This is a genomic window from Simplicispira metamorpha (assembly GCF_004341365.1).
Lineage (GTDB): Bacteria > Pseudomonadota > Gammaproteobacteria > Burkholderiales > Burkholderiaceae_C > Simplicispira > Simplicispira metamorpha.
This window is the reverse complement of sequence record NZ_SLXH01000024.1, coordinates 13,721-28,922: the sequence shown is the minus strand read 5'-3', so window position 1 is coordinate 28,922 and position 15,202 is coordinate 13,721. Positions and strand designations below refer to the sequence as shown.

At 66.2% G+C, this 15,202-nt stretch carries 13 protein-coding genes; 10 read left to right on the top strand and 3 right to left on the bottom strand.

Annotated elements, in window-relative coordinates; translation table 11 throughout:
* The first annotated feature begins 24 nt into the window (after positions 1-24).
* Genes EV674_RS12790 through EV674_RS12755 form a run of 8 tightly spaced genes read left to right on the top strand, consistent with a single transcriptional unit; the run spans position 25 to position 8,140 of the window.
* A complete protein-coding gene (locus EV674_RS12790; RefSeq protein ID WP_119013717.1) occupies positions 25-2,334 on the top strand; it encodes a PEP-utilizing enzyme in 2,310 nt (769 codons plus the stop codon).
* Entirely contained in the window at positions 2,322-2,954 is a 633-nt protein-coding gene (locus tag EV674_RS12785; protein WP_119013718.1) for a gamma-glutamyl-gamma-aminobutyrate hydrolase family protein, read from the top strand. The genes EV674_RS12790 and EV674_RS12785 overlap by 13 nt, the downstream gene beginning before the upstream one ends.
* Complete coding sequence (locus EV674_RS12780) at positions 2,955-3,713, top strand: class I SAM-dependent methyltransferase (protein ID WP_119013719.1); 759 nt, start codon at positions 2,955-2,957, stop codon at positions 3,711-3,713. It begins immediately after the preceding gene.
* On the top strand, positions 3,713-4,489 hold the full coding sequence (locus tag EV674_RS12775; RefSeq protein WP_157983691.1) for a phosphocholine cytidylyltransferase family protein: 777 nt from the start codon (positions 3,713-3,715) through the stop codon (positions 4,487-4,489). Before EV674_RS12780 ends, EV674_RS12775 begins: the two co-directional genes overlap by 1 nt.
* The gene (locus EV674_RS12770) at positions 4,473-5,033 is read left to right on the top strand and encodes an adenylyl-sulfate kinase (RefSeq protein ID WP_157983692.1); all 561 of its coding nucleotides are present in this window, start codon (positions 4,473-4,475) and stop codon (positions 5,031-5,033) included. Before EV674_RS12775 ends, EV674_RS12770 begins: the two co-directional genes overlap by 17 nt.
* The gene (locus EV674_RS12765; protein WP_119013722.1) at positions 5,030-5,962 is read left to right on the top strand and encodes a sulfotransferase domain-containing protein; all 933 of its coding nucleotides are present in this window, start codon (positions 5,030-5,032) and stop codon (positions 5,960-5,962) included. Before EV674_RS12770 ends, EV674_RS12765 begins: the two co-directional genes overlap by 4 nt.
* Entirely contained in the window at positions 5,959-6,786 is an 828-nt protein-coding gene (locus tag EV674_RS12760) for an ABC transporter permease (protein ID WP_119013723.1), read from the top strand. Before EV674_RS12765 ends, EV674_RS12760 begins: the two co-directional genes overlap by 4 nt.
* Positions 6,776-8,140: an ABC transporter ATP-binding protein gene (locus EV674_RS12755; RefSeq protein WP_119013724.1), complete on the top strand. Its 1,365-nt coding sequence runs from the start codon at positions 6,776-6,778 to the stop codon at positions 8,138-8,140. Before EV674_RS12760 ends, EV674_RS12755 begins: the two co-directional genes overlap by 11 nt.
* On the opposite strand, the gene EV674_RS12750 is transcribed toward EV674_RS12755, so the two are convergent.
* On the bottom strand, positions 8,141-8,446 hold the full coding sequence (locus EV674_RS12750) for a flagellar basal body protein (RefSeq protein WP_119013725.1): 306 nt from the start codon (positions 8,444-8,446) through the stop codon (positions 8,141-8,143).
* A gap of 220 nt (positions 8,447-8,666) precedes the next feature.
* On the opposite strand from EV674_RS12750, the gene EV674_RS12745 reads away from it, so the two are divergent.
* Complete coding sequence (locus EV674_RS12745; protein WP_119013726.1) at positions 8,667-9,689, top strand: c-type cytochrome; 1,023 nt, start codon at positions 8,667-8,669, stop codon at positions 9,687-9,689.
* Between the two features lie 196 nt (positions 9,690-9,885).
* On the opposite strand, the gene EV674_RS12740 is transcribed toward EV674_RS12745, so the two are convergent.
* Complete coding sequence (locus EV674_RS12740; protein WP_119013727.1) at positions 9,886-10,542, bottom strand: response regulator transcription factor; 657 nt, start codon at positions 10,540-10,542, stop codon at positions 9,886-9,888.
* Complete coding sequence (locus tag EV674_RS12735) at positions 10,539-12,530, bottom strand: sensor histidine kinase (protein ID WP_241524966.1); 1,992 nt, start codon at positions 12,528-12,530, stop codon at positions 10,539-10,541. Before EV674_RS12735 ends, EV674_RS12740 begins: the two co-directional genes overlap by 4 nt.
* Before the next feature lie 303 nt (positions 12,531-12,833).
* On the opposite strand from EV674_RS12735, the gene EV674_RS12730 reads away from it, so the two are divergent.
* A complete protein-coding gene (locus tag EV674_RS12730; protein ID WP_119013728.1) occupies positions 12,834-15,152 on the top strand; it encodes an NADP-dependent malic enzyme in 2,319 nt (772 codons plus the stop codon).
* Positions 15,153-15,202: the final 50 nt, after the last annotated feature.

Genomic DNA, 15,202 nt, shown 5'->3' with positions numbered 1-15,202 from the left:
GCGTTTCATCGTATTTCATTCAGCATGGATTCATCTTGCGCACCCGCGCCGCCTTGTCCTGTAGGCAAAGGCGCTTCTCTGCATTGGTTAAGCACCCGGATTCGGTCTGCGCAGGTTCCTGTGTTCCTCAGGGTGTCTGTGGCGCAATGGCACGCGCAGCCTGATGAGGTGTTGGTACGCTGCCATCGCCTGTTTTCTGGCCAATTGGTGGCAGTGCGCAGCGATGCCCAGGTGGAAGATCAGATGCACGCCAGCCGGGCTGGCGAGTTTTGCACGGTGCTGAATGTGGCGCCCGATGGTTTGGCGCAGGCCATGGATCGCGTTGCGCAGAGCATGCCCGGCCACCCGCAAGACCACCTTCTTGTGCAGCAGATGGTGTCTGCGCCTCGCTTTGTGGGGGTGGCCTCTTCGCACCGGATTGCCGACGGCGCGCCCTGGTACTGCATTGAGTTGGCACACGATGACACGGCTGCGGTGACGGGGGGCCGTGCTACGGGTCGGCAAGTGGCGGTGGCACGCGACAGTCTGTCCGTGGCCATGCCGGCGCTGGGTGGCGCAGAGCGTGCCGCTTTGGCGCTGCTCAGCGAGGTCGAGGGCCTCGTCGGGCCTGTGCCCCTGGAGATGGAGTTTGCGTTGACCGCTTCTGGATCGGATGCGTTGCAGGCGCAACTGTTGCAGGTGCGGCCATTGGCCACTGCGCGCCACTGGCCCGCAGCCCAGAGCGTGCGTTTGCCTGTCCGCTTGCCCTCCCTGGAGTTTCTCCAGCAGGCGGATGCGTTGGCGCAGGTGGCCGGAGACCGCACGGTGTTGTCGCTGATGTCCGACTGGAATCCTGCCGAGCTGATTGGTGCCCACCCCCGGCCGCTGGCGCTGTCACTGTTCCAGGCCTTGATTGCCGACGGTGTCTGGTGGCAGGCCCGTGCCGGACTGGGCTATGCACCCGTCCCGCAGAAGAACGTGGGACTGCTACAGGTCTTGCAGGGTCGGCCTTTTGTCGATGTGCGCCGCAGTGCCAATTCGCTGCTGCCAGCCCGGTTGCCACCCAGCACCCGGCAGGTGCTCGTCAACCACTGGTTGTCTTGGCTGGACAGGGAGCCAGCGTTGCACGACAAGGTGGAGTTTCAGGTTTTTCGCACGGTGCGGGATTTCGCACCACCCGGCACCCTGGGCCACGTGGCCGTGCCGGGGCTATCGCCGCAGGCCGCAGCACAGTGGGAGGCCGCCCTGGGGGTGCTGACCGCACGCGTGATGGACATGCGTCCGTCCGCACCGCTGGCGTCACTGAACGCGGGCATTGCGGCCCTGGAGCGTGACGAACTGGCGGGGCAGACCGCCTCCCGCCTGCTACAGCGTTGCCGACATGGCACCGCAGCGTTTGCTGCCATTGCGCGGATAGCGTTTGCCGCAGAGGCCCAACTGCGCTCTGCCGTGCAGCGGGGCGCACTGTCGCCCGACCGGGCGTTGGCGTTGCGTGCTGCTGCACGCAGTTCGCCCACCCATGCGGCCCACCCCGCAGTAGCGGTCGGCCATTTGCGTCCAGGCACTTTCGATATCACCCAGCCTACGTGGTCTGCCGATGCCCACCGGGAAGCCAGCGCGCACGGGGCAGCGCACAGGGCGCAGGCGTTTTCCCTGGTACCGCAGGAAGTGCGGGCGTTGGAAGCCCTGGCTGCGGAGGTGGGCTTGCCGTTTGGCGCCGGGCCGTGGGTGCACTGGGTGCAGCTGGCGGCCAGTTCCCGTGAGTGGGGCAAGTTTGTGTTCAGTCGGCACCTGTCGGCGGCGTTGGAGGCCATCGCTGTGCAGGCTGTGGCAGTGGGGCTGGACAGAGAGCAGATGTCATGGCTCACGCTGGCCCAGTGGCGCCAGGGCCGTGCCATGGCCCCTGCTGCCCGTGCGCTGCATTGGGCACGCTGCGCAGAGCAGGCCAAGGCCGAGCACCAGTGGCAAGCGGGCTTGATCACCGGCCCGGTGCTGCGGGCGCAGCAGGATCGGTATGTGGCAGACAGCCTGGGCGCGTTGCCCAACTTTGTCGGCACCCGTGTGGCGCGCGGCCCATTGATCGTCCTGAACGACCAGCAGCCCCGGCCCCGCGCCGCACTGCACGGTGCCATCGTGCTCGTCAGCCAGGCCGACCCCGGTTTTGACTGGCTGTTTGACCACGGCATTGTGGGCTTGATGACGCAGTGGGGTGGTGCCAATTCACACATGGCCATCCGGTGCGCCGAGTTTGGCCTGGCCGCAGCCATTGGCTGTGGTTCTGCGGTGTATGCGCGGGCGCTGTCGGCTGCCTCGGCCACCATTGATCCTGGCACCCAAAGCGTATGGTTCGAGTGATTCGGCAGGCTCTGCGCATCGGTATTACCCAGCGGCGCATACCCGCCAGCGCCCACCATCCGGCGCGCGATGCCCTGGATGCCGCTTGGTCTGACTGGTTTTGCGAACGCTGGCCCCGATGCCGCTTTCTGGCGGTGCCGAATTTTGCCGACCCGTCCCGTGCCGTGCGCCATGTGCAGGAGTGGGGTATCGATTTGCTGTTATTCAGCGGCGGAGAAGACGTAGGCACTTCACCGCTGCGTGATGCGGTAGAGCACGCCTTGCTGGCTTATGCGCGCAGTGCGCACCTGCCGGTCGTCGGGGTCTGTAGGGGCATGCAGTTGCTGCATGTGGCGGCGGGTGGCCGCCTGGTTCGGCAGCCGGGGCACGTCGCTGCGCTGCACACCGTGCGTTGTGGTGTGCACGAGCCTGTCCCGCTGAACTCCTGGCACCACTGGGTGCCGTCCGGGCTGATGCCGGGCTGGACGGCGCTGGCCCACGCACCGGACGGCCATGTGGAAGCAATGCAGCACATGCACTTGCCTTGGCTGGGCATGATGTGGCACCCCGAGCGCCCCCAGGGCGATGTCGATGCCATGTGGTGCTGGATAGAAAACAACATCCCAACTTGTGAGGAATGAATGACGGCTGCTGATGCTTTGGACTGGGACTACACCCGCCTGGCCTCCACTTACGACTTGCGTGCTGATTACCACGCAGGGTTGGTCGAGCAGACTTTGCAGCGCCTGGGTTTGCCGCCCGGAGCGTGGGCGCTGGAAGTGGGTGCGGGCACCGGCAAACTGACCGGGCTGCTGTGTGGCCACGGCCTGCAAGTGCTGGCCAGCGAGCCCAATACCAGCATGCGGACGGTGGCATTGGCCAAACCGGCGCTGCGGCGTGCGCAATGGCTGGCCTGCCGTGGTGAAGCCTTGCCCCTGGCTGCCGGTGCGGTGCGTCTGGTGGCTTACGGCTCATCCTTCAACGTGCTGCCTGCACAGCAGGCACTGGATGAGTGCGCCAGGGTCTTGGCCCCCGGTGGGTACTGGCTGGCACTGTGGAACCACCGCGACCTCGATGATCCCTTGCAGCGCGAGGTGGAAGCCCTGATTCGCCACCATCTTCCCGGCTACGACTATGGGCAGCGCCGCGTCTCTCCGCAAGACTCGGTAATGGGCCACGGCGCCTTCTCCCACATCGACGCTGCCGAGCAGCGGTTTGTGGTCGAGGTGGATGCAGACGACTGGATGATGGCCTGGAAGTCGCATGCCACGTTGCAACGGCAGGCCGGTACCCGGCTGCCCTACATCCTCCAAGACATTCGCAGCCTGGTGGCCACATCTTCTGCGTTGCGTATTCCTTATTTCACTCGCTTATGGACCGCACAACGCAAGCCCCTGTGATGAACCGCCCCCAACAAGCCGTGGTGCTGGCCGCAGGGCGCGGCAGTCGCATGGGCCACTTTACGGACGACCAGCCCAAATGCCTGCACCCCTTGGCAGGGCGCCCCATTCTGGAATGGACGTTGCAGGCCTTGAAGGCCAGCGGCATCACCAAAGTGTTGGTCATTGGCGGCTGGCAGGCCACCGCCTTGCAGCCGTGGTGTGATGTGTTGCGCGTGCATCCCCGCTGGGCGCAGACGAATATGGTGCGCTCGCTCATGCTGGCCGCTGATTGGTTGCAGCAGGCTCCCACCCTGGTGGTCTATGGGGATGGTGCTTATGGGGCCCGGGCGCTGTCGGCTGCTTTGGGGGAATCGCCAAACGATGTGGTTGTGCCCGTGGATACCTGCTGGCTGGCGCTGTGGAGCCGCCGATTCGCCAATCCGCTGGAGGATGCGGAAACGCTCGTGCGGGATGGGCGCCGCATTCTGTCCATAGGCCAACGGCCCCGCAGCCTGGAAGAAGTCCAGGCGCAGTTCATGGGGCTGTTGCGCCTGACGCCACAGGGGTGGGGGCAGCTGCAGCAGCGCATCCACCACATCGCCGCTGACCGTGGTGAGGCAGCGGTAGATCGCCTGGACATGACAGGCTTGTTGTCGGCTTTTGTCACGGGCGGTGGCACGTTGCACGCAGTCGATGTGCCGGGTGGCTGGGTCGAGATCGATTCGCAGAACGACGTGGCGGCTGTGGAGCGTGCCTTGCTGGCGCCGGAGTTCTCCCATGACTTTCGTGTCTGACGCGCCGGGGTCGGCCCCCATACTTTGGATCACTGGCTTGTCGGGGGTGGGGAAAACCACTTTGGCCCGCGCGGTGGTGGCGGCCCTGCGCGGGCAGGGGGAGCACCCTTTGCTTCTGGATGGTGATGGGGTGCGCAACGCCCTGGAGCCGCCAGAGCAGGCCTGCCTGCACGATGCGCCCCTGCGCCAGATGCGGGCCTGGCGCATGGCCCGCCTGGCCCGGCTGGCCGCCATGCAGGGGGTGCCGGTGGTGGTTGCCACCATTTCGCTGCTGCATGCCGTGCAATCGTGGAGCCGCGCTGGCCCTGCGCCCTACGCCGAGGTGGTGCTTCTGGCCGATCTGGCCGTGCTCCGGCAGCGCAAGCCGCAGCTGTATGCCGGTGCCGGCTCTCCGGTGGTGGGTGTGGACATTGCACCCGAATTCCCGGTGCAGCCCGAGCTGGTGTTACAGCAGTCGTTCGAGCAGGCCCAGATGGCGGTGCATTGCGAGCGTGTGCTCCAGCTGTGGCAAGACCTGCGCGCACCACAGCGGAGGGGCACATGACCGAGGCGTGCGCGTACACCGTGGATGTGGTGTCTCCCCAGTTTCCCTGCGGCGCTGCCTGGCTGGCCAATGCCTTGCTGGAGTTGCAGGTGCCACTGCCCCACCTGTGGGGTTTTGAGACCGCAGCAGAGTGGCAGGACGTGGGCGATGGGGTTTCGCGCTATGCCGCCATGCATGGGCCCTGGCGCCAGACTTTGGCCAGTCTGTGGCCAGGGCGTGAGTTCCATTTCGTGCAGGGGGTGCGTCCCCGCTTTACCCACGCTTTCCCCTGGCAGCTGGCACCGAACCAACGCACCGTTTGGATGGTGCGCGATCCGCGCGATGCCCTGTATTCCGAGTGGCGGCGCCACCAGCGCAACGAGGGACTCAGCCCTGCCATTGATCTGCCGGAGTTTTTGCGCAGCCCTTTTCTGGGCGGGCCGGTTTCTGTGGTGGACATGCTCTGGCTGCACCTGCGGGCCTGGCAAGCCGTGGCGCAGGCCTGCCCCGAACAGGTGCTGGTACTGCGCTTTGAAGACTGGAAAAAACGGCCGGTAGAAAGTCTGGCCACCGTGGTGCGCTGGATCGGTGTTGATGCATGCACCGAGGCTTTGCAGCAGGCTTGTGCCGCCTCGGATGTGTCCCGCCTGCAAGCCATCGAACAGGCGCTGGCCCTGGACGATGCCCAGTCCCGCCAGTTCAACCGCAGGGGGGCGGTGCTGGAGTGGGAGGGCACCTGGCCCCGCAGCTGGTACCGCGCCATGGGGACTGAGTGGTTGCCGCTACTCCATTTTTTGGGCTATGCCCCGTTACAGGAGACGGGCGCGCCTGCACCGGTTTGCAACCTGGTGGAGTTCCTGGCCTGGCGTGGCGCCGACGGTCCGCAGCAGCGCGGTGCGTGGACATCTGCCTTGCAACCCATCAATGCGGCAAGGCGGGCCAGCACATGACCGGCAGCAGCACCCGGGCACTGTCGCCTGTCTGCCTGGTGCGGTCGCTGTGGCAACACCGTGATTTGTTGCGCCAGCTGGTGTGGCGCGATATTGCCCAGCGTTACCGGGGCTCGGTGTTGGGCTTGGCCTGGTCGTTGCTGACACCGCTGCTGATGTTGCTGGTGTACACCTTCGTGTTCTCGGTGGTGTTTCCCAGCCGCTGGGGGGCGTTGCCGCAATCGACAACGCACTTTGCGCTGGTCATTTTCATTGGCTTGTGTGTGCATGGCTTTTTTGCCGAGGTCATCCAACGCGCTCCGGGGCTGATTTTGGCCCACCAGAATTATGTGAAACGTGTCGTGTTTCCGCTGGAGGTTTTGCCTGCCGTCACGGTCTGCGTGGGCGTTTTCCAGTGGCTGGTCAGTGTGCTGGTGCTGGTGGCTGCCCAGTGGTGGCTGACGGGCGGTTTGCCGGTATCGGCGCTGTGGCTGCCAGTGGTGATGGCGCCGCTGGTGCTGGTGGCGCTGGGGGCGGCGTGGTTTATCGCAGCGCTGGGGGTGTTCATGCGGGATATTGCTGCCGTGGTGGGGCCATTCACCACGGTGCTGATGTTTTTGTCACCGGTTTTTTATGCCCAGGAGGCCGTGCCCGCGCCCTTCCGGCAGTGGCTGGGCCTGAACCCGCTGACCTTCATCATTGAGCAGTCCCGGGCGGTGCTGCTGGCAGGGCAAATGCCGGACTGGACGGGGCTGGGCATATACACCGCACTGGCCCTGCTGGCAGCGTGGGCGGGGTATGTCTGGTTTCAGCTGACCAAGCGGGGGTTTGCCGATGTCCTCTGACGTGGTGGTGGAGGTGAGCCAGGTGGGCAAAGCCTACCCCTTGTACGCGCGACCGATAGACCGTCTGTGGCAGATGTTCAGCAGTTTCTGGTGCCGCAAACTCGGGTTGCGCCAGGCTACCCGGTACCGGGAGTTCCACGCCTTGCAGGATGTCTCTGTGCGCATTGCCCAAGGCGAAACCGTGGGCATCATCGGGCGCAATGGTTCGGGCAAATCCACCCTGCTGCAGCTGCTGTGCGGCACCCTGCAACCCAGCCGGGGCCACATCCAAGTAACAGGGCGGGTGGCTGCGTTGCTGGAACTGGGCTCGGGCTTCAACCCCGAGTTTTCCGGGCGTGAGAACGTCTTTTTGAACGCGGCAGTGCTCGGCTTGTCGCGCGAGCAGACCCTGGCCCGGTTCGATGCCATCGCCGCTTTTGCCGATATTGGCGACTTTATGGAGCAGCCGCTCAAGAGCTATTCGAGTGGCATGGCCATGCGCCTGGCGTTTGCCGTGATCGCCCATGTGGATGCAGACATTCTGGTCATCGACGAGGCGCTGTCCGTGGGCGATGCTTTCTTCACCCAGAAATGCATGCGCTACCTGCGCCAGTTCATGAAGTCGGGCACGGTGATTTTTGTCAGCCACGATATGGAAGCGGTCATGGCGCTGTGTTCGCGCGTGGTGTGGCTGGATGCGGGCCAGATACGCCAGGATGGTGCGACCAAGGCGGTGTGCCAGGCCTACCTGGATGCTTTGTTGTCCAGCGACGGGGCGGTGCGCCCCCTGGCGCCGCCTGCACCGGCCACCGCTGCGGCGCCGGATGCGCGCTCGTTGCGCGATGCGCGCCAGGATGTATGGAATGCCAGCACCCTGCGCAACGACATCCGTGTCTGGGATTTTGATCCCCACCAGGAAGGTGTGGGCCAGCGCGGCTGCACCATCCGTGCCGTGCAATTGCTGGCGCCGGATGGTGCAGCGTTTTCCTGGGTGGTGGGCGGAGAATCTGTCCGGCTGGAGGTGCAGGCCCTGTGCCACGCACCGCTGCAATCGCCCATTGTGGGTTTCATGGTGAAAGACCGCACCGGCCAGGCGCTGTTTGGTGACAACACCTGGATCAGCTTCATGGAGCACCCGGTGCGGGCCCAAGCGGGTGAGCTCATCACCGCATGCTTCACCTTCGAGATGCCCCGCCTGCCCAGTGGAGACTACACCGTGGTGGTGGCCGTGGCAGACGGCACCCAGGACGACAACGTGATGCACCACTGGCTGCACGAGGCCATGCAATTCCAGTCGGTGGCGTCCAACGTGTCCAGTGGGTTGATCGGCATTCCCATGCGCGGCATTGCGCTACAGGCGTCTGCCTTGAAGTGATCAGGCTGTGGTATCCAGCAAAGTGCCCAGCATCTGGTTGCCGACCTTGATGGTTTGCAGGTTGGCCGCAAAAGCGTAGGTGGCCGACAGCTGTTCGACGGCTTCGCGCTCCAGCGCCACGCCCTCGGTGCCCGCGCGCTGCACGCCGGTGGTGGCCACGCCCGCATTGCCGGGCGCGGCCTCCTGGGCCACGCTCTCGCGGCGAAAACCCGGGGTGTTCATATTGGCCACGTTGTGCGCGGAGGCGCCCAGCCTTTGCTGGGCGGCCTGCAAGCCAGATTGGGCGATGGAAGAGATCAATGCCATGTGTGAAAACTCCTGCCCCCACGGGGTTGTGGGCGGGCGCTTGGATTATCCGCCTGCCCTGCCCGTTTGTCTGCCCGCGCCAGGCTGGGCGCAGCGCCTGAGTCCGCACCACGCCCGGTGCAATAGCCCGAAACGGCTACCCCCGTCCCCGAAAAAGGCGCTTGCCCTGGGTGGGTGTGGTTCGTAGCATGGCCCATCACCGGATGGAGAGAGAAAAACCATGAACTTCACACACCACTTTCTGGCCAGCAGCATGGCGCTGCTGTGCGCTGGCGCCGCTGTGGCCCAGGCCCCCGCACCCGTCAACCTGGTGGGCCGTGCTGTGCCCGAGATCGAGAAGCTGCCCGCCGGCCCTTATCGCGAGCTGGTGCAGTACGGCCACGAGCTCACCGTGCGCACTTTTGCCCACATCGGCCCCGAGGTGCAAGACGTGCGCCGCCGCCTGGCGGGCAACAACCTGGCCTGCGCCTCGTGCCACCAGCAAAACGCCACCAAACCGTTTGCCATGCCCTGGAGCGGCGTGTCGGCCACCTTCCCGCAATACCGGGGGCGCGAGGACGACATCAGCACCGTCGAAGAGCGCGTCAACGGCTGCATGGAGCGCAGCATGAGTGGCAAGCCCCTGGCGCTGGACTCGCGCGAAATGAAGGCGTTTGTGACCTACATCTCGTTCCTGTCGCAGGGCATTCCGGTGGGCGCCGAGGTGCAGGGCGCGGGCATGGTGCAAAGCAAGATGCCCAACCGCCGTGCCGATACGGTGGCCGGTGGCAAGGTCTATGAGGCCAAATGCTCGGTGTGCCACGGCGCAGACGGCCAGGGCATGCGCGTGGGCAAGGTGGGCGATGCGCAGGGCTACACCTTTCCGCCGCTGTGGGGCCCCGACAGCTTCAACAACGGTGCGGGCATGAACCGCCTGATCATGGCCACGCGCTTCGTCAAGCACAACATGCCGCTGGGTAGCTCGCACGACGCGCCGCAATTGAGCGACGACGAGGCCTATGACGTGGCCGCGTTCATGCTGTCCAAGCCGCGCCCGATCAAGGCCAACCTGGAAGCGGATTTTCCGGCGCGCTGGAACAAGCCGGTCGATTCGGCCTTTCCGCCCTACCTGCTGGGCGCCAGCGCTGACCAGCACCGCTTTGGCCCCTACCCGCCGCTGGTGGCCAAGCAAAAAGAAATGATGGAGCAGCTCAAGGCCGGTGCAGCCGCCGAGCGTGCTGCTGCTGGCAAGAGCGCCCGCTGAGTGTCTGCGGCGCCTGGGCGGGTGCCCGTGGGGTGCCCGCTGGGCGCACCGCTCTACCGGGCTGCGCCGCCCTGCACTGGCGGCCCCGCCCGACGGGTGGATGGGGCAAGGCGGGTGGGGTTTGGGATTCAGTTTATTCAGTGTTTTAGGCCGCTAGCCCTTGCGGGGTGAGCGCCAACAGCTATTACTTTGGTAGCTACATGGCAGGCGGTGGCGCGCTGCCCTCGTCCAGCGCCTGTGGGTCGGCGCGCAGGATCAGGCGGGCCAGGTCGGCGGCGTGGCCGCTGCCGGTTTTTTCGGTGATGCGCTGGCGGTGGACGTGGACGGTGTGGTCGCTGATGCTGAGCTGGCGCGCCACTTCTTTGTTGCTCAGGCCCAGCGCCAATTGCCGCGCCACATCGCGTTCGCGCGGTGACAGGCGCGCCAGCAGCGCTTGCGCCTGGGCGCGGCGCGCGTGCTGGCGCTGCGTGGCCAGGCCCACGGCCACAGCGTGGTTCAGGGCGTCCAGCAGCGCCTGCTCCCGGAACGGTTTTTGCAGAAAGTTCAGCGCACCGCCGCGCAGCGCCTGCACGGCCTGGTCGATGTCGCCATGGCCTGTCATGAACACGGTGGGGTAGTCGTGCCCGGCGGCGGCCAGGCGCTGTTGCAGCTCCAACCCGCTCATGCGCGGCATGCGGATGTCCAGCAGCAGGCAGCAGCCCTGGGGCGCAGGGGCGGGCAGCGCAGCCAGAAAATCTTCGGCCAGCGCGTAGCCCTGGGCGGCAAAGCCCAATCCTTCGACCATGAACAGCGTCGAGCGCAGAAAGGCGGCATCGTCGTCCACGATGTGGACGACTGGCGGGGGCGTGCTCATGGCGGGGCTGTGGGCGTAGCGGGCGCTGGCGTGGGGGCTGGCGCTGGTTGGGCTGTGCGTGCCTGCGTGGCAGCGCAGATGGATGTGAGCCCCGGTGCGGGTGGGGCGTTGGCCGCAGGCGCCAGCGGCAGGTGCAGCGCAAACACCATGCCAGTGTGGCTGGTGCCTGTGTCTGCGCCCGTGATGTCGCTGGCGTCGGCAGGACGGGCGAGCAGTGCGCCGCCGTGGGCTTCGGCAATGCCCCGGCAGATGGCCAGCCCCAGGCCCAGGCCGTGGGCGCGCGTGGTGTAGAAGGGCTCGAACAGCCGGGCGCGCTCGGCTTCGCTCAGGGGCGCGCCGTGGTCGCGCACGGCAATCGCCAGGTGGTGGGGCAGGTGCTGGATGGAAATAACCATGGCGGCATTGTCGCGACCGGCGGCGCGGTGGGCGTCGAGAGCGTTCTTCAGCAGGTTCAGCAGCACCTGCTGGATTTGCTGCGGATCGCACCACACGCGCAGGCCCTGCGCGGCGCTCTCGTGTATGACGGTAATCGGCGGTGCCTGTCCCAGCAGGCTGCCAAACAGGGCCACCGCTTCGCTGACCAGCGTGGCCGGGTCGCTGTGGGTGCGCACGGCGGTGCGCTTGCGCGCCAGCGCCCGCACGCTGGCAATGACGCGGGTGGCGCGCTCGGTTTCCTGGGCGATGTCTTGCAGCGCCTGGGCCAGTGCGGCGGGGGCCAGGTCGCCCCGCGCAGCGCGCCGCTGCACGCTGGCGGCGTAGTTGGCGATGGTGGCCAGCGGGTGGCTGAGTTCATGCGCCAGCGTGGCCGACAGCTCGCCCAGCACCGACAGGCGCGCCAGGTGGTCCATGGCCTCCTGGCCCTGGGCCAGTTGCTGCGCCAACTGTTCACGCTCGCGCAGGCTGCGGGTGAGCTCAAAGGTGCGCCGTCGCACCAGCAGTTCGACGTGCAGCATGTAGGCCGCCCCCAGCAGCACCAGCGCCAGCGCACCGGCCAGCGCTGGCCAGTAGCGCCCCAGCAGGGCCTGTGGGCCGGTGTCGCGCAAAAAGGCATAGGGCTCGACTTGCAAGTTGCGCAGCACGTCGTGGACGCGCTGGTAGTCGGCGGGCACCGACCAGCGGCTGCCCTGGGCATCGGCGGGCAAGCCCAAGAGCGCCAGCAGCACGCTGCGGGCCTGTTCGTGCGGGGTGTGGGCCAGCGCGGCAAAAGCCCAGCCGGGGTACAGCGGGGTGGAGGATTGGCAGCCCGGCGGTGCATCGGGCCGCGCACCCACCACCACCAGCGCGCCGGGGGGCACGCGGCCTGCGCGCTCCAACTGCTCCAGCACGCAGGTGCGCAAAATGCCCGCATCGGCCTGGCCCGACAGCACCGCGTCGGCCACGCGCTGCATCGGAAAACCCGTGAACACGCGCTGCACGGCGCCGGCCTCGGCGTCCAGTCCGTGGCGCAGCCATTCGGCGGTCACCAGCTGGTAGCCACCAAACGCTTGCCCCTGCACGGCGGCCACCCGCTGGCCGCGCAGGTCGGCCAGCGTGTTCGGCAGCGGCGCACCCGCGCGCACCACCACGGCGGCGCCCACGGCGTGCGCCGGGTCGCTGCCCGATTCGGCGGTTTGCGTGGCGATGCGGGTGGCGCCGTGGCGCGCCTCCAGCACCACGTAGTGCCCCGGGTTGGTGACCACAAAATCGAGCTGGCGCTGTGCCACGGCGGCTTCCAGCGCGGCGGCGTTCAGCGCTTGCAGCTGCACCTGCCAGCCCGGCAGTGCCTGCGCCAGCCGGTCGGCCAGCGGTTGCCACTGGCGCTGGGTGTCTTCGTCGTCCAGCACCGACAGCACGCCGATGCGCGGGTGCGGGGCGGTGGCGGCAGGCGCAAGTGCAGGCGTGGCGTCTGTCAGCATCGGCAAGGCCAGCAGCACGCTGGCGACCAGGCTGCGCACGGCTCGCCAGCGCGGCACGGCGCGGGTGCCGGGAAGGCGCAGAAGGCGGTGCATGGTGCCATTGTAGGCAGCGCACCGTGCTTTTTGATGAATCAAAAGTGCCTCTAGGGCTTGCGGAATAAGCGCAAGTAGCTATCAAAAAAATAGCTTTTTTGTGGCCCGGCCAGGCATCCACGGCGCCCTGGCACCGTGGTATGACAGCGCCATGGCAGCACCGCCGCACGGTGGTTTTTGCCCTGCCAGCGTGCGTGTGCTTTGGGGCCGCGCCTACAATCGCCTTCCCCTCACGGGAGCCAACGGTGCCACCTTGGCACAAGGCCAGCGCACCGTCGCTCCACCACTTGCTGGAGATGCCTGATGCCTGACGCCCCCAAGGCCACAACCCCCAATACCCCCGACAAAAAAGCCCAGCTGCGCCGCGCTGCGCTGGAGTACCACGAGTTCCCCAAGCCCGGCAAAATCGCCATCGCTGCGACCAAGCAAATGGTCAACCAGCACGATCTGGCGCTCGCTTACTCCCCCGGTGTCGCGGCCCCTTGCGAGGAAATCGTCAAAGACCCCAATGCCGCGTTCAAATACACCAGCCGGGGCAACCTGGTGGGCGTGGTCACCAACGGCACCGCTGTGCTGGGCCTGGGCGACATCGGCGCGCTGGCCAGCAAGCCAGTGATGGAGGGCAAGGGCGTGCTGTTCAAGAAGTTCTCGGGCATCGACGTGTTCGATATCGAGATCAACGAGAAAGACCCCGAAAAGCTGGTCGAGATCATTGCCGCGCTGGAGCCCACCTTTGGCGGCATCAACCTCGAAGACATCAAGGCCCCCGACTGCTTTTACGTCGAGCGCAAGCTGCGCGAACGCATGAAGATTCCGGTCTTCCACGACGACCAGCATGGCACTGCCATCGTGGTGGGCGCCGCCATCATCAACGGCCTGAAGGTGGCGGGCAAAGACCCCAAGCAGATCAAGCTGGTTACTTCTGGCGCCGGTGCGGCTGCGCTGGCGTGCCTGGGGCTGCTGGTCAAGCTGGGCATTCCGCGCGAGAACATCTGGGTCACCGACCTGGCTGGCGTGGTCTATGAGGGCCGCACCGAGCTGATGGACGAGGACAAGATCGTCTTTGCCCAAAAAACCGAGCAACGCACCCTGAGCGAAGTCATTGAGGGCGCTGACGTGTTTCTGGGCTTGTCCGCCGGTGGCGTCCTGAAAAAAGACATGGTGGCCAAGATGGCCGCGCGCCCGCTGATTTTTGCCCTGGCCAACCCCAATCCTGAAATCCAGCCCGAGGATGTCAAGGCCGTGCGCGATGACGCCATCATGGCCACGGGCCGCTCGGACTACCCCAACCAGGTCAACAACGTCCTGTGCTTTCCGTACATCTTCCGCGGTGCACTCGATTGCGGTGCCACCACCATCACCATGGAGATGGAGATTGCCGCCGTCCACGCCATTGCCGAGCTGGCCCAGGCCGAGCAAAGCGAAGTGGTGGCCGCAGCCTACGTGGGCGAACCCCTGGCGTTTGGCCCCGAGTACCTCATCCCCAAGCCGTTTGACCCGCGCCTGATGATGAAGATTGCGCCTGCCGTGGCCCAGGCGGCTGCGGCCAGCGGTGTCGCCCTGCGCCCCATTGCCGACATGGACGCCTACAGCGACCACCTGCAAACCTTCGTCTACGCCTCGGGCACGACGATGAAGCCGATTTTTGCCGCCGCCAAGGCCGCCACGAAAAAGCGCGTGGCCTACGCCGAGGGCGAAGAAGAGCGCGTGTTGCGCGCGGCGCAAATCGTGGTCGATGAGGGCATTGCCCGCCCCACGCTGATTGGCCGCCCACCGGTGATTGCCGAGCGCATCGAGAAGTTTGGCCTGCGCCTGAAAGAGGGCCAGGATTACGACGTGGTCAACGTCGAAAACGACCACCGCTACCGCGAGTTCTGGCAAACCTACCACCGCCTGACCGAGCGCAAGGGCATCACCGCACCCATTGCCAAGATCGAGATGCGCCGGCGCCTGTCGCTCATCGGCGCCATGCTGCTGCACCACGGCGATGTGGATGGCCTGATCTGCGGCACCTGGGGCACCAACCCCATGCACCTGAACTACATCGACCAGGTGATTGGCAAGCGTGCGGGCGTGGCCACCTATGCCTGCATGAACGGCCTGCTGCTGCCCGACCGCCAGGTGTTTCTGGTGGACACGCACGTCAACTACGACCCCACTGCAGAGCAGCTGGCCGAGATCACCGTCATGGCTGCCGAAGAAATGGTGCGCTTTGGTATCAAACCCAAGGTGGCGCTGCTGAGCCACTCCAACTTTGGTTCCAGCAACCAGCCCAGCGCCGTCAAGATGCGCCAGACCCTGGCGCTGTTGCAAGTGCAGGCGCCCTGGCTGGAGGTCGATGGCGAGATGCACGGCGATGTGGCCCTGGACGGCAAGGCCCGCGAGCGCCTCATGCCCCACAGCAGCCTGCTGGGCGATGCCAACTTGCTGGTGCTGCCCAATATCGACGCGGCCAACATCTCCTATAACCTGCTGAAGACGGCGGCAGGCGGCAACATTGCCATTGGCCCGGTGCTGCTGGGTGCAGCGCAGCCGGTACACATCCTGACCCCCAGCGCCACTGTGCGCCGCATCGTCAACATGACGGCGCTTACCGTGGCCGACGCCAACGTGCAACGCTGAAGCGGCTGTACTCAGGGGGGGCGCCACTGGCGCGCCCGCCCCTGCCATAT

What these genes read in the sequence shown, in the direction of transcription:
- EV674_RS12790 (WP_119013717.1), top strand. Translation starts at nt 25, where the DNA reads ATGGATTCATCTTGCGCACCCGCGCCGCCTTGTCCTGTAGGCAAAGGC.
- EV674_RS12785 (WP_119013718.1), top strand. Translation starts at nt 2,322, where the DNA reads ATGGTTCGAGTGATTCGGCAGGCTCTGCGCATCGGTATTACCCAGCGG.
- EV674_RS12780 (WP_119013719.1), top strand. Translation starts at nt 2,955, where the DNA reads ATGACGGCTGCTGATGCTTTGGACTGGGACTACACCCGCCTGGCCTCC.
- EV674_RS12775 (WP_157983691.1), top strand. Translation starts at nt 3,713, where the DNA reads ATGAACCGCCCCCAACAAGCCGTGGTGCTGGCCGCAGGGCGCGGCAGT.
- EV674_RS12770 (WP_157983692.1), top strand. Translation starts at nt 4,473, where the DNA reads ATGACTTTCGTGTCTGACGCGCCGGGGTCGGCCCCCATACTTTGGATC.
- EV674_RS12765 (WP_119013722.1), top strand. Translation starts at nt 5,030, where the DNA reads ATGACCGAGGCGTGCGCGTACACCGTGGATGTGGTGTCTCCCCAGTTT.
- EV674_RS12760 (WP_119013723.1), top strand. Translation starts at nt 5,959, where the DNA reads ATGACCGGCAGCAGCACCCGGGCACTGTCGCCTGTCTGCCTGGTGCGG.
- EV674_RS12755 (WP_119013724.1), top strand. Translation starts at nt 6,776, where the DNA reads ATGTCCTCTGACGTGGTGGTGGAGGTGAGCCAGGTGGGCAAAGCCTAC.
- EV674_RS12750 (WP_119013725.1), bottom strand. Translation starts at nt 8,446, where the DNA reads ATGGCATTGATCTCTTCCATCGCCCAATCTGGCTTGCAGGCCGCCCAG.
- EV674_RS12745 (WP_119013726.1), top strand. Translation starts at nt 8,667, where the DNA reads ATGAACTTCACACACCACTTTCTGGCCAGCAGCATGGCGCTGCTGTGC.
- EV674_RS12740 (WP_119013727.1), bottom strand. Translation starts at nt 10,542, where the DNA reads ATGAGCACGCCCCCGCCAGTCGTCCACATCGTGGACGACGATGCCGCC.
- EV674_RS12735 (WP_241524966.1), bottom strand. Translation starts at nt 12,530, where the DNA reads ATGCACCGCCTTCTGCGCCTTCCCGGCACCCGCGCCGTGCCGCGCTGG.
- EV674_RS12730 (WP_119013728.1), top strand. Translation starts at nt 12,834, where the DNA reads ATGCCTGACGCCCCCAAGGCCACAACCCCCAATACCCCCGACAAAAAA.